12 protein-coding genes are annotated in these 13,103 nt (G+C 58.8%); 6 read left to right on the top strand and 6 right to left on the bottom strand.

Translation table 11 applies throughout. From position 1 onward, the window contains the following. Nucleotides 1–171: 171 nt before the first annotated feature. The 3 genes from ACYX4K_RS16500 to ACYX4K_RS16490 all read left to right on the top strand — a co-directional run bounded on the left by ACYX4K_RS16500 (nucleotide 172) and on the right by ACYX4K_RS16490 (nucleotide 4,175). A complete protein-coding gene (locus ACYX4K_RS16500; protein WP_475091064.1) occupies nucleotides 172–2,340 on the top strand; it encodes a TonB-dependent receptor in 2,169 nt (722 codons plus the stop codon). 719 nt (nucleotides 2,341–3,059) lie between these two features. Beyond that, the gene (locus ACYX4K_RS16495; protein WP_475091065.1) at nucleotides 3,060–3,533 is read left to right on the top strand and encodes an META domain-containing protein; all 474 of its coding nucleotides are present in this window, start codon (nucleotides 3,060–3,062) and stop codon (nucleotides 3,531–3,533) included. Between the two features lie 93 nt (nucleotides 3,534–3,626). Beyond that, on the top strand, nucleotides 3,627–4,175 hold the full coding sequence (locus ACYX4K_RS16490) for an META domain-containing protein (RefSeq protein ID WP_475091066.1): 549 nt from the start codon (nucleotides 3,627–3,629) through the stop codon (nucleotides 4,173–4,175). Between the two features lie 453 nt (nucleotides 4,176–4,628). Here the strand turns inward: ACYX4K_RS16490 and smrA are convergent, their stop codons facing one another. The 6 genes from smrA to ACYX4K_RS16460 all read right to left on the bottom strand — a co-directional run bounded on the left by smrA (nucleotide 4,629) and on the right by ACYX4K_RS16460 (nucleotide 8,287). Then, complete coding sequence (gene smrA / locus ACYX4K_RS16485; RefSeq protein ID WP_475091067.1) at nucleotides 4,629–5,225, bottom strand: DNA endonuclease SmrA; 597 nt, start codon at nucleotides 5,223–5,225, stop codon at nucleotides 4,629–4,631. A 51-nt stretch (nucleotides 5,226–5,276) separates the two neighbouring features. Further along, nucleotides 5,277–6,140 carry an SDR family oxidoreductase gene (locus ACYX4K_RS16480; RefSeq protein WP_475091068.1) on the bottom strand — a complete coding sequence of 288 codons (864 nt, stop codon included), beginning with the start codon at nucleotides 6,138–6,140 and terminating at the stop codon, nucleotides 5,277–5,279. A gap of 31 nt (nucleotides 6,141–6,171) precedes the next feature. Continuing rightward, nucleotides 6,172–6,618: an acyl-CoA thioesterase gene (locus ACYX4K_RS16475; RefSeq protein ID WP_475091069.1), complete on the bottom strand. Its 447-nt coding sequence runs from the start codon at nucleotides 6,616–6,618 to the stop codon at nucleotides 6,172–6,174. 290 nt (nucleotides 6,619–6,908) lie between these two features. After that, nucleotides 6,909–7,412, bottom strand: a complete 504-nt coding sequence (gene secB / locus ACYX4K_RS16470; RefSeq protein ID WP_476178729.1) for a protein-export chaperone SecB — start codon at nucleotides 7,410–7,412, stop codon at nucleotides 6,909–6,911. Nucleotides 7,413–7,561: 149 nt separating this feature from the next. Beyond that, complete coding sequence (gene grxC / locus ACYX4K_RS16465; RefSeq protein ID WP_475091070.1) at nucleotides 7,562–7,813, bottom strand: glutaredoxin 3; 252 nt, start codon at nucleotides 7,811–7,813, stop codon at nucleotides 7,562–7,564. Between the two features lie 57 nt (nucleotides 7,814–7,870). Beyond that, nucleotides 7,871–8,287 carry a rhodanese-like domain-containing protein gene (locus ACYX4K_RS16460; RefSeq protein WP_475091071.1) on the bottom strand — a complete coding sequence of 139 codons (417 nt, stop codon included), beginning with the start codon at nucleotides 8,285–8,287 and terminating at the stop codon, nucleotides 7,871–7,873. A 380-nt stretch (nucleotides 8,288–8,667) separates the two neighbouring features. On the opposite strand from ACYX4K_RS16460, the gene gpmI reads away from it, so the two are divergent. The 3 genes from gpmI to ACYX4K_RS16445 all read left to right on the top strand — a co-directional run bounded on the left by gpmI (nucleotide 8,668) and on the right by ACYX4K_RS16445 (nucleotide 13,015). After that, nucleotides 8,668–10,212, top strand: coding sequence for a 2,3-bisphosphoglycerate-independent phosphoglycerate mutase (gene gpmI, locus ACYX4K_RS16455; RefSeq protein ID WP_475091072.1), 1,545 nt, complete (start codon nucleotides 8,668–8,670; stop codon nucleotides 10,210–10,212). Nucleotides 10,213–10,266: 54 nt separating this feature from the next. Continuing rightward, complete coding sequence (locus tag ACYX4K_RS16450) at nucleotides 10,267–11,424, top strand: murein hydrolase activator EnvC family protein (protein ID WP_475091073.1); 1,158 nt, start codon at nucleotides 10,267–10,269, stop codon at nucleotides 11,422–11,424. 181 nt (nucleotides 11,425–11,605) lie between these two features. Continuing rightward, on the top strand, nucleotides 11,606–13,015 hold the full coding sequence (locus ACYX4K_RS16445) for a S41 family peptidase (protein ID WP_475091074.1): 1,410 nt from the start codon (nucleotides 11,606–11,608) through the stop codon (nucleotides 13,013–13,015). Nucleotides 13,016–13,103: the final 88 nt, after the last annotated feature.

Here is a 13,103-nt window from a genome sequence, read left to right as displayed (position 1 = left end):
CATTCATTATTTTGTTTATTATGCACAGAGTAACTGATCGTGCGTTTTTTGTCCTGCTCTGCGCGCAGAACCATCGTCATACCTTGGTCTAGCAGGCAACAGCACCGTCAGCCGATACAGTGCAGATCCGTAACTTAGATAAAAACCATAAACCGGTGATCGGAGAGAGCCATGCGCAATCCAATGAAATTCAACCCCCTAGCCGCAGGCATCATGTTCGCCTGCGGAGCGTCCCTCGCCTACGCAGACCCCCAACTGGAAGAAGTGACCGTGACCGCGCAGAAGCGCGAGCAGTCCATGCAGGAAGTACCGGTTGCCGTGACTGCAATTGGCGCTGACCAACTGATGCAAAACGGTATCAGCGACCTGACCGACATTCAGAAACTGTCCCCCAACACCACTTTGCAAGCCAGTCGTGGCACCAACTCGACCCTGACCGCGTTTATCCGCGGTATCGGCCAGCAGGACCCGCTTTGGGGTTTTGAGCCGGGCGTAGGCATCTATATTGACGACGTTTACGTGGCACGCCCTCAAGGTGCCGTGCTCGACATCCTCGACGTAGAGCGAGTGGAAGTTCTGCGCGGCCCGCAGGGTACCCTGTACGGCAAGAACACTATTGGCGGCGCGGTGAAATATGTCACCAAGAAGATGTCTGGTGACACCGAATTGAAAATTGGTGGTGGCCTGGGCTCCTACAACCAGCGCGACCTGAAAGTCTCCGGCTCTACAGCGATTTCCGAAACCGTCAACATTGGCGGTGCCATCGCCAGCTTCCAGCGCGACGGCTACGGTGAAAACGTGGTTACTGGTAAGGATCAATACAACAAGGACATCATCAGCGGCCGCTTTGCTGTTGAGTGGAACCCCTCAGACGCTGTCTGGGTGCGGTTTGCCGGTGACAAAACCGTGGACGAGTCTGCCTCCAAACACGGCCATCGCTTCGCCCCGGGCCTCGGTGGCGAGCCCGTTCTGGACAGCATCTACGACACCGAATCAAACATGACTTCGGACAACTTGGTAGAAACCAGCGGTATGTCGCTGATTGCCGAGTGGGAAATGTCCGACAGCGTTACCGTAAAATCGATCACAGCATATCGCCAGGGCGAAACTGAGACGGCTATCGACTTCGACAGCACCAGTCGACCGGATTTTGACGTTCCCGCTTTTTACGAGGACGATCAAACTACCCAGGAGTTCCAGCTGATCTGGCAGGGTGACAATGCCGACCTGGTAAGCGGTCTCTACTACTACACGGGTACCGCTGCGGGCGCCTTCGACGCGGTACTTGGATATATCAATCTTACCCAGCAAGTGGCCGGCTCTGTCGATACAACCAGCCTGTCTGCATATGCCCACTACAACTGGCAGTTTGCACCGGACTGGAATCTGAGTGTCGGCGGCCGCTACACCAGAGATGAAAAAGACGCGGAAGTATTCAAGGCAAATTTCGCAGGCATCTACAGCCCGCTGTTTGCTGGAAAATATAACCCCGGTCAGGATCCGGCTGTTTTCCTCGGCGCACTGACAGACTACGAAAATAGCGATAGCTGGGGTCAATTCACTCCGCATCTCGGTGTGGACTTCCAGGTAAATGACGACGTTCTGCTGTACGCAAAATACAGCGCGGGCTTCAAGTCCGGCGGTTTCGATATGCGCGGCGATGCCAGCACTCTGCCCTCCACCGTAGATGGATTTGATCCAGAGACCGTGGACACCTATGAGTTCGGTGTAAAGTCTGACCTGCTAAACAATCGCCTGCGCCTTAACGCAGCAGCATTCCGCGCCGACTACGACGATATGCAAGTCACCATCCAGCAGCTCAATCCCGGCGGAGGCTTCTCCAGTGCGGTACTGAATGCCGGCCAGGCGCGTATTCAGGGCCTGGAGCTTGAAGCCACCCTGGCAATGACCGACAACCTGCTGGCTAACTTCACCCTGGGTCTGGCCGACACTGAATTCGTCGAGTTCATTTCCGGTGGAGTGGATGTGTCCGACGACCGCGACATGCAGAACACGCCGGATACCACTGCCATGTTCCAGTTGAATTACTCACTGCCTGTGGGTAACGGGGGCGAGCTGGTATTCCTGCCTACCGTTTCCTATCGCGCAGACACCCAGATTTTCGAGACGCCTAGCATTCTCGACCAGGAGGCCTACACCCTGGTCGACATGACCGCGACCTACTACAGCGCGAACGGCAACTGGAATCTGGGCCTCGCCGGTAAAAACCTGACTGACGAAGAGTATCGTGTTGGTGGCTACGGCTTCGGCGGCGCCTTCGATACCGGCTTCTACGGCGCACCTCGCACTATCGCGCTCACAGGTAGCTACAACTTCTGAGTACCGTCACTGTCATCTTCGCAAATTTGTGCAACGCGTGATTCATGCTTAGTCATTGCACTTTCCACTTGGGGCCCACTGGGCCCCTTTTTTGTTTGGCGCCGAATTAGCGCGCTCGTTCAGGCCCTTATTCACGCCCCTATCTGTCGGGGATTTCTCCATCCGGCGCGGGATTTATTAAATTGGCGCGCAAATTCACACTTTGGCGGCAACCTCTTCTAATCTGAAAGTGAGGGCGGCAGTGACGCCGCTACTTGAATCAGCCATCGAGGTATCCGCGTGCAGAAATTGAGTAGTATTCTGCTGACGGCGGTCATAGCGACAGGAGTTGTTGCCGGTTGTACTACAACCGCGCCCACGGAAAATCATACAAATCGCGCCTTCAGCAGCGCCGTCCCCCCACATATGGACCCAGCCCATTTTTCCGTGCGGTCCTCAGACCGAAGGCCGCGCACCAGCAGTCGCGAGGCGCCGCGCTCGCTCAACGTCAACGGCACCCGCTTTCGCTGCTTCGAACAGGAGCTCGACTCCAAGGTGGTGGTGCGTTGCGTGCGCCAGTCGTGACGCCAAATTGAATTCCCTGCGGGCCCTGGCGCCCGCATTCTCCACACGCTGTGACCATTTCCGCCACAAGCTGTCGCCCAATTCCACTCGCATGGACGTTGGCTGACTAAGCTTGATCTATCTACACGGACGTAGCACAGGAAGGAGATTCGAGAATGAAAAAACTGCTACCGATATGGCTATTTGGGCTCGCGCTGGTGATTGCGGGGTGTATGAATATGGGCGGCAAGGATTCGGGCCCCAGCCAGACTCCCGGCAGCGTCAGTAGTGTCTGTGGCGACAAATGGGAAATGCGCCTGTTGCGCATCAACGGCCAGGCCGTCCCCGTCGACCAGCCGCAGGAATTTACCTTCCTGTGCAACAGCGGCGGTGAAGCCATGGGCAAGAGCGGTATCAATACCTACCGCGGCGCCATGCAGATTACGGCGAACGGCCAGATCCTGTGGGATACCGGTAGTTTTGCCTCGACAAAAATGGCCGGACCGCCACAGGTGATGGAGCAGGAATCCCAGTACCTGGGTGCACTGGCGGGCACGACACAGGCGTTCGTCAAAAGCGGCGGTGGTCGCCTGATCCTGCGCGACGCCTCAGGTGACCGGTATATCGAATACATCAAGGCGGGTAACTGAGCGTCATTAAGCGCTACTAAATAGCCCGCCTGGGTCACAGACGTTGCGCGGGCTTTGCGGTTTAATACTGCAAACGGCTACCGGACAGACCCGATGGACTTCTCACACCGCTCGCGCCCGCAATTCTCACCGGTTTCCGGGTCACACCTGGCACTCTGCGCGACACTGGCCGGGCTATTGCTGGCCTCACTGTTCTTTTCCGGCTGTTCGTCCCACCCGCAGCAGCTGTCAGCCACCGAGCCCATGGCCCCGGGCGACATCTGCAATTACCAGTGGATACTGCACGGCATAAACGTGGACGGACGCGAGCAGAAGTCGCGACTTTTCTGGCAGAAAATGGTCCGCGACCGCCCCTACCTCACCTGCGACAAACTGGGCTTTGTACGCGGCAACGCCGGTTCCAACCCCTATCTCGGCAAGTTCGACCTGGCCGACGATGGCTCGATCGAGTGGATCAAGGCCCCGAAAATCTCCCGTATGGTGGGTCGCAAAGACAGCAGCGAACTGGAGAAGGACTTTCTGAAAGCGCTACCGCGTATTGATCGCGCCAGCGTCGCGGGCGACATACTGACGCTGCAGGGCGGCGAAGGTACTCGAATAGAGTTCAAACAGACCGGCGAATTGCCGAGCTCTTCCCCTTAAATTCGCATCATCAGAAATCGTAGCGAGCGGGTGGCTGATGGTGGCCGCCGCAGCGCAGCAAGCGGAGTGTACTTTAGTACATGAGCATTGTGAGCAGCGCCGGACGCCGTCAGGCGCACGCGCAGTAGATTTCCGGTGATGCGACGAAAAAAGGCGGCCATAGGGCCGCCTGAAGAACCATTCAAGAAGGGTCTCGATTCGCAACTGCGAGCTCGAGTCCAATCCTCCAAGTGGAGGCACTTCCAAACTCGGAAGCAAAAATCACCAATAAAGATTGGTGCGATGCAAAGAGAGAAGAACAACGAAAACAAGTCAGTTGCGCGATGAAACAACCGGACAAGCAAAATTTCGTTGTGTGAGTAATGTAATCGGCGCCCGTTACAAACAAATTACGAAACAGGAAAATTTCCCATCTCCGGGTAACTTTTTGCAGCGCGATCTTAACGGCCGGGGTCAGGGGCGGGAGCGCCGCTGATGCTGCTCCAGATTCTGCTGGCGCTTGCGCTCACTTTTCTTCAACAGAAGGTAAGTCGCCCCGAGACCGCCATGCTGTTTCTGCGCACTGTGAAACGCGAGCACTTCCTCCAACTGGGGTAGCCAGGCATTCACACAGCTTTTCAACATGGCCGGGGTTTTGCGCCCTTCGCCTTTGCCGTGGGTTACCAGTGCGCAGCGCACATCGGCTTCCACACAGTCCCGCACAAATTGATACAGCGCGCTGCGAGCCATTTCCACGGTGTGATTGTGCAGGTCGAGCCGCGCATCCACGGTGTATTTGCCCAGGCGCAGGTTGCGGTAAACACCGTTCTGCACGCCGTCGCGCTTGAATTCTATAGGGTCGAAGGGCTCCACCGGCTCCACATACTCGCCGCCGAGGGGATTGAGTTCGCGGTAGGTCTGCGCGGTGGCGGCCTCGCGGCGGGCGCGCTGATTGAGGGGATCTCTGGTCTCTTTCTTCAGCGCGCTCTGTCGCTGACCGGACGGCAGCGGCTTTACATCGCCCAGGGCACCCATAGCACCGCGAAAATCGTCCTGTTCACTCTTGTCCACAACATCTCCCCACTTCGAGTACCGGCCTGAACAGCGCCGCTGCCGGTACCCTCAGGGATCGAGGAACAGATCCACTGCCAGATCGCCGGCCTTGGCGGGATTGTGCGCATATTGGGTGAAATCTTCCACCCCCCGTTCGTGCAGCAGGGTTTCGTCGATCAGCTGGGCGCCGTTGAGCCCCTGGTTTTCGGTAATCAGCACTTCGTAGGCGGCATCGGCCATGACCATGGGCTTGCGGCTCTGCTCGAACATTTCGCGGCTGCCCACGGCAAACTCGATGGCAACAGTGGCGACCAGGGTCCGCGGCCACAGGGTGGCCACACTAATACTGGTTTTGCTCAGTTCTTCTGCCAGCCCCATGCTGAGGATGGTCATGCCGAATTTGGACAGGGCGTAGGGGGCAAACGGACCCAGCCAGCGGGGCTCGATGTTCAGTGGTGGCGACAGGCTGAGGATATGCCCGCAGTCCGATTGCTTGAGGTAGGGAATGGCCAGGTGCGCGGTCAGGTACACGCCGCGGGCATTAACATCCATCATCAGGTCGTAGCGCTTGGGCGGGGTGGCTTCAACGCTGGTGAGGTTGATGGCGCCGGCGTTGTTGATCACGGCGTCGATACCGCCAAAGGTGTCGGCGGTTTTCTTGAGGGCTTCCGCCACCTGCTCTTCGTCGCGCACGTCGACCTGCATGGGCAGGGCCTTGCCACCGGCGGCTTCGATCTCCTCGGCAACGGAGTAGATGGTGCCGGGAAGTTTGGGGTGGGGCTCGGCGGACTTGGCGGCGATGGCTATGTTGGCGCCGTCGGCGGCGCACTTGAGCGCAATGGCGCGGCCGATGCCGCGGCTGGCACCGGTGATAAAGATGGTTTTGCCCTTGAGGGCGCCGGTGTTCTTGGTGAGGGTGATCGGGTCGGTCATGGGCGCTCCTCGGTCTCGGGTGATTTCCAGCCTAGGGATTGCGGGGGTCTTCGACCACCGCGGGGCAATAGATGTCTTTGAAGGTTTGCGGCATGCGCTTGGGTTTGCCGCTGGAGAGTTCGATACACACCATTTGCCAGGTGGCCCGCAGGATCAGGGCCTGGTCACCGGTGCGGTGGATCTGGAACTTTCGGGTCATGTTGAGGCGGCCGTCCACCATGGTGAGCCAGGTGCCGATCAGCAGCTCGTCGCCTTCCTTTGCCGCCAGTATATAGTCGTACTCGGCCTGGCGAATGGCCATTCCCCGGTCCATGGCTTGATAATTGGTGACATCAAGACCCAGCTCGACACTGTGCGACCAGGCGGCGCGCTCACACCAGCGCACGTATTCGGCGTTGTTGGCGTGGTGCAGGCCATCGACGTGCTCTGCATTGACGCGGACTTTGTAGGTATAGGGTTGGGGCAAGTCCCACTGCATATCTTTTCCAATTCATTGGCGGCGCTACTGCCGGGTGCATGTTTGCGAGACACGAGCTAGGCGCCCCCCCTCAACCCATCCCTGGGGGCTCTGCAAAAAGTGTCCAGCCGCTTCAGCGCGGCGCCTTCGGCCCTGTTTTTGAAGGTCTCGCACAGTTGCACCCGGCAGCAGCGCCTTCGCATCAAAGTTCGCGTAACTTAACAAGCTCAGCATCCGTGAAACATTACGTCAGATACAAAAAAGGCTCCCTCGGTCGAAACCAAGGGAGCCTTTTTCAGTATCACTGAAGCTTAGGCGTCAGCTTTCTCACCACCTTGCTCGGCGGCTTGCTGTTGCGCCTGCTGCAGAGCGGCGGCGAACAGAGCGTCGAAGTTGATCGGCGGCAGCATCAGGGCGGGGAAAGAGCCCTTGGTGACGACGTTGTCGACGACTTCGCGCGCGTAGGGGAACAGGATGTTCGGGCAGGCGGTGTTCAGCGCTTGAGCCAGCTGCTGACCTTCCAGGCCTTTGATGCCGAACAGGCCGGCCTGTTGTACTTCTACCAGGAAAGCGGTCTCGCCTTCAACCTTGACGGTGATGGTCAGGGTCAGGGCCACTTCGTACAGATCTTCGTCGATCTTGGCGGTTTTGGTGTTCAGTTCCTGAGAGACTTCCGGTTTCCACTGCTTTTTGAAAATCTCGGCGCCCATCGGGGTCTCGAAGGACAGGTCTTTCGGGTCAATGCGCTGCATCGCGAATTGTACTTGTTGTTGATCTTCGCCGTTAACCGCAGCGCCGTTTTGTTCTTCAGCCATGTTACAAGCCTGTTCACTCAATAATGTTTGTAATTGCCTTCCCTGATAGAAGACTCCCTGTATGGAATCTTCTAATGGGGGCCTCGAAAAGCCCTTTCAAGGCACATTCTAGAAAATACTCGGGAAATTCTTTGACCGCGCGGGGGCTGTTACGCCAGTAAGGATTCCAGCTCGCCGCTGCGCTCGATGGCCATCAACTCGTCGCAGCCGCCCACGTGGTGATCGCCGATCCAGATCTGCGGCACGGTGTGGCGGCCGGCTTTGGCGGTCATTTCGGCGCGCAGGGCCCGATCTCCGTCCACAGAAATCTCCGTGTAAGGGACATTCTTGTTGTCCAGGAGATACTTGGCGCGGATGCAGAAGGGGCAGTAGCGGGTGGTGTAGATAACAACTTCTTTCACGACCAGATAACCTCTTTGCGTCACTCGATTCCTGTTAACACTCTACAGCCGCGGCAATCAGCCTTTGCCTTTTACCAGCGGCAGCTTCTGATTTGCCCACTCGGACATGCCACCTTCCAGGCGGCGCACGGTGTAGCCCGCTTTCTTCAGCATACGACCGGCGGGGCCTGCGTGCTGACCCATTTTGTCCGCGAGGATAATGGTCTTCTCTTTATAGGGTGCCAGCTCTCCCATACGCCCCTCCATCTCACCGTGAGGGATGTGGATGGCGTCCACAATGTGCCCGGCGGTGAAGTCGGAGCGGTCGCGCAGGTCTACGACCTTGGCGCCGTCGCTGTTGATCAGCTGGGTGGCCGCGTGGGCCGATGCGGGTTTGCCCGCCTTGATACGCTCGGTGATGGCCAATGTATAGATCAATGCCACCAACACACTCACCAGCAGCCACTGCTCGCTGATAAAGACGAAAAAGTCCACTTCGCCCCCGAAATTTCACAATTTGTTGTTTTGATGCGATCAAACCGCTGACTTTACGGTCGACCAGTTTGCCGCCGCCCAGAGTAAAACTCTTATAGGCGATGGCCTGAAGGCCGCGCAGTATACACGATGATGACCACTTCTTAATCAGCCATTTGGGCCGGTCAATCGCGGCCATAGCTGGGTACATACTGACCTCGGGGGCTCAAACAGGTTAAAATCCGCCACCTGCGGTAGTGCACCCCCAAAGTTTTCGCGTTCTGGCAATGACGCCGGAGGATATTCCGGTAGGTCTTTCTGCTTACGAGCGGGCCAGTTACCGGTTACGCGACCTGACACACCAGCTTTTCTCAGACATTCAACACAGGAATTCCGATCCCATGGCATCCGAGTCTTCGCCCAAGCGCCCCCTGGTACTGCTGATTCTGGACGGCTTCGGCCACAGTGAGCACAGCGAACACAACGCCATCGCCGCGGCCAAGAGCCCGGTGTGGGACCAGATCTGGGGCAATCGCCCGAAAACCCTGATCCACACCTCCGGTATGGCGGTGGGCCTGCCGGAAGGGCAGATGGGGAACTCGGAAGTGGGACATATGACCCTCGGCGCCGGCCGTGTGGTGTACCAAAACTTCACCCGTATCAACAAGGCGATCGAAGACGGCGACTTCTTCAAGAACCCGGCCTACACCTCCGCGGTGGACAAGGCCATCGCCAAAGACGGCGCCGTGCACATTATGGGCCTGGCCTCCGAAGGCGGTGTGCACAGCCACGACGACCACATTGTTGCCATGGCCACCCTGGCCGCCCAGCGCGGCGCAAAGGCGGTGTATATCCACGCCTTCACCGACGGTCGCGACACCCCACCGCGCAGTGCGGAAACCCCTCTGGCGCGCCTGACCCAGGTGTGCGATGCCCTGGGCACCGCGCGCATCGCCACCATCGCCGGCCGCTACTTCGCCATGGACCGCGACAACCGCTGGGATCGCGTGCAGCCGGTCTACGACCTGATTACCCAGGGCAAAGCCGAGCATCAGGCGGACTCCGCCCTGGCCGGTCTGGAAGCCGCCTACGCCCGCGACGAGAATGACGAATTCGTGGCCCCCACCCTGATCGGCGAACCCGCGCCGCTCAAAGATGGTGACGCACTTATCTTTATGAACTTCCGCCCGGACCGCGCGCGCCAGCTGACCCGCGCCTTTACCGAAGCGGACTTCGACGGCTTCGAGCGCGCCGTCACCCCGAAACTGGCCGACTTCGTGATGACCACCGAATACGCCAGCTCCATCGACGCCGCCTGCGCCTTCCCGCCAGAGCCGATGGTGAACTCCTTCGGCGAGTACCTGCAGAACCAGAGCAAGACCCAGCTGCGTATCGCCGAGACAGAAAAGTACGCACATGTGACCTTCTTCTTTAGCGGCGGACGCGAAGAGCCCTACAATGGCGAGGAGCGTATCCTGATCAAATCGCCGGACGTGGCCACCTACGACCTGCAGCCGGAGATGAGCGCACCGGAAGTGACCGACAAACTGGTGGCCGCCATCGAAAGCGGCAAATTCGATGCTATCGTCTGCAACTACGCCAACGGCGACATGGTGGGCCACACCGGCGTCTTCGAAGCTGCGGTTAAAGCGGTGGAAGCCCTGGACGGTTGCGTGGATCGCGTAACCAAAGCCGCTCTGGCTGCCGGGGGCGAGGTGCTGATCACCGCCGACCACGGCAATGTGGAAGAAATGTTCGACGCCGGTTCCGGCCAGGTGAGTACCCAGCACTCCACCCTGCCGGTACCCTTTGTGTACGTGGGCGAGCGCAATGTCACCATGCGTGACGGCGGCAGCCTGGCAGACGTGGCACCGACCATGCTGGCGCTGATGGGCCTGCCGCAGCCGGTGGAAATGAACGGCGAGCCGCTGGTTAAAATCAACTAATTGGAATGCGCCCGCATCGCGGGCGCAAACTACAAGCGGGAATTTGCTGACACCATGAAGCTTTCGAGCAAGAAATTTTCTGCAATTTTCTTCACTGCACTGTTGTCACTGTCTCTGGTGCCCGCTTGCTTCGCGCAGGCGGCCGACGAAGAACAGCAGGCGCGCCTGGCGGAAATCAAGCAGCGCATCGAGACCCTGCAGCAGGAGCTCAACCAGGTCAAAGGCGAGCGCGACCAGCTGCTGAAAGACCTGGAATCCAACGAGAAAGACATCTCGGAGCTGCTGCAGCGCATCGACAAGATCAAATCGGACATGCAGTCCCGCGGTGAGAAGCTGCAGGAGTTAAAGCAGGAAGAGCAACAGCTACAGGAATCCCGGCGAAGTATGCAGCGGCGGGTCGAGCAGGAAGTCGCCGCCGCTTACCGACTCGGACGCCAGGAGCAGATCAAGCTGCTCCTCAACCAGCAAGACCCCCAGCACATCGCCCGCCAACTCCGCTACCACGACTACTTCCTCAAGCAACGCAGCCGCGTTATCGAAGATTACGTTTCCACTCTCGATCAGCTCTCCACCGTCACTACCGGTATCGAACGGGAACGGGACACCCTCGCCCGCGAGCGCGACCAGCTGGAAGAAAAGCGCCGCTTACTTGTCAGTGCCCAGAACAATCGCCAGCGCACCCTCGACAAACTCGCCAAACAGCTCGCCAGCAAAGGCGGCGAACTGGATCAGCTCAATAGCGATCGCAGTCGCCTGCAAAAACTGGTGGATCATGTGGGCCGCGCCATTGCCAGCCTGATCAACCCCAGCGACGACACCCCCTTCGCAAAACAGCGCGGGCGTATGCAATGGCCCGCCAGCGGCCGTCGCGCCAACGCCTTCGGCCAGCGCCGCGCCAACGGCATTACCTGGACCGGGGTCACCCTGCGCGCCAGTGAAGGCGCACCGGTGAAAGCGATTCACCGCGGGCGTGTGGTCTTCTCCGACTACCTGCGTGGCCAGGGCATGCTGATCATCCTCGATCACGGCGACGGCTACATGAGCCTCTACGGCCACAACCAGTCCCTCACCCGCGCCATCGGGGAATGGGTAGAGCGCGGCGACACCATCGCCAAGGTCGGCAACACCGGCGGTATGAGCCAGCCCGGTCTCTATTTCGAAATCCGCCGCAACGGCAAACCCCAGGACCCCACTGCCTGGTGTAGAGGTTGACCTCCAGCGACCGCGCTCCCTGCGGTCGCCATACACCTCGTCCCTAACATAATTCCCCTTGCAGTTTTACCTCCCGGTCAGCACGCCAGTTCCAATCTCCGCCAAGTTCAGAACCCTGCGCTATCGCCGGGTCTACAATTTCTGTTGGAAAGTAACGATAAATGCCAAGGACGTGCAGATTATGTTCACCCCCAAAATGCTCGCTCGCCTGATTGGCGTCGCGGCACTCACCGCTCTGCCGCTGATGGGACTCAGCCAGGCCGGTCAGCTCGAAAGCAGCGATGACCGAATCTCGCTGGAAGCCGAATCCCGCCTGCCACTGGAAGACCTGCGCAGCTTCGCCAAGGTTTTTGAACAGATCCGCCGGGGCTACGTCGAAGAAGTCGACGACAGCACCCTGCTGGAGTTTGCCATCAAGGGCATGCTGCAGGGGCTGGATCCGCACTCCTCTTACCTCGACAGTCGCTCCTTTACCGATTTGCAGGCCAACACCACCGGTGAATTTGCCGGCCTGGGTATCGAAGTCGGTATTGAAGACGACTACATCACCATCATCACTCCCATGGATGACACCCCCGCCGAACGCGCCGGATTGCGCGCCGGTGATGTCATCCTGCGCATGTCCGGAAAATCCATGCGTGGCGTCAGCCTGGATGATGCGGTGGAGAAAATGCGCGGCCCGGTGGGCTCGCCAGTGACGCTGACCATCGGACGCAAGGGCCACAAAGAACCGTTCGACGTCACTCTCAAGCGCGACAAGGTACGCGTCTACAGCGTGCGCGGTGAAATGCTCGAAGATGGCTACGGCTATCTGCGTATCAGCCAGTTCCAGCTGGACACCGGCGGCGACCTGTTGCGCGCGATGAAAAAGCTCAAGAAACAAGGCGAGCTCAAAGGGCTGGTGATTGACCTGCGCAACAACCCCGGTGGCGTTTTGCAGTCTTCTGTGGAAGTGGTCGACGCCTTTCTCGAAGAAGGCCTGGTGGTCTACACCGAGGGCCGCAATGAATCCTCCAACCTGCGCTATTCCGCCAGCCCCGGCGACCTCAGCAAAGGTGCACCACTGGTTGTGCTGATTAACGACGGCTCCGCCTCCGCCGCCGAAATTGTTGCCGGCGCACTGCAGGATCACCGCCGCGCGGTGGTTATGGGCACCGACAGTTTTGGCAAGGGCTCGGTGCAGACGGTGATTCCGATCAACGATGACCGCGCCATCAAGCTCACAACGGCGCTGTATTTCACACCCAAGGGTCGCTCCATCCAGGCCCAGGGTATCAAGCCCGACATTACCGTAGAAAGAGTGCAGGTAACCCGAGTGGGCGGCCGTACTCGTACCACCGAAGCGGACCTCGCTGGTCACCTTGGGAATGGCAATGGCGGCAAGGAAAGTGGTTCAGAAGATCGCAAGCGGGCCAAGGCCGACCAGGACGACTGGTACAGCCGCGACAACCAGGTTTTTGAAGCGCTGAACGTGCTCAAGGGGCTGAATCTCTACGTGCGTCGCATCCCCGCCGAAAGCAGCGAGAAGCGTACGGCAGAAGCGGATGAACCCAGAGATAAAGTGGCGCGCGTACAGCCGGAAGATCTCTAACCGGTCGTCTTTGAGCCCTAAAGTCCCAACAAAAATAACAACCGGCGCCCCTGTGTTTTGAGCGAGCTACCAAGTAGCTAGACTGAAT

Source organism: Microbulbifer sp. ABF4_107 (assembly GCF_056312215.1).
The sequence above is the reverse complement of the archived record's forward strand: the minus strand, read 5'-3'. Positions and strand labels throughout refer to the sequence as shown.

Excerpts from the sequence above, each read along its gene's own strand:
- ACYX4K_RS16500 (WP_475091064.1), top strand. The coding sequence starts at position 172 with ATGCGCAATCCAATGAAATTCAACCCCCTAGCCGCAGGCATCATGTTC.
- ACYX4K_RS16495 (WP_475091065.1), top strand. The coding sequence starts at position 3,060 with ATGAAAAAACTGCTACCGATATGGCTATTTGGGCTCGCGCTGGTGATT.
- ACYX4K_RS16490 (WP_475091066.1), top strand. The coding sequence starts at position 3,627 with ATGGACTTCTCACACCGCTCGCGCCCGCAATTCTCACCGGTTTCCGGG.
- ACYX4K_RS16480 (WP_475091068.1), bottom strand. The coding sequence starts at position 6,140 with ATGACCGACCCGATCACCCTCACCAAGAACACCGGCGCCCTCAAGGGC.
- ACYX4K_RS16475 (WP_475091069.1), bottom strand. The coding sequence starts at position 6,618 with ATGCAGTGGGACTTGCCCCAACCCTATACCTACAAAGTCCGCGTCAAT.
- secB (WP_476178729.1), bottom strand. The coding sequence starts at position 7,412 with ATGGCTGAAGAACAAAACGGCGCTGCGGTTAACGGCGAAGATCAACAA.
- gpmI (WP_475091072.1), top strand. The coding sequence starts at position 8,668 with ATGGCATCCGAGTCTTCGCCCAAGCGCCCCCTGGTACTGCTGATTCTG.
- ACYX4K_RS16450 (WP_475091073.1), top strand. The coding sequence starts at position 10,267 with ATGAAGCTTTCGAGCAAGAAATTTTCTGCAATTTTCTTCACTGCACTG.
- ACYX4K_RS16445 (WP_475091074.1), top strand. The coding sequence starts at position 11,606 with ATGTTCACCCCCAAAATGCTCGCTCGCCTGATTGGCGTCGCGGCACTC.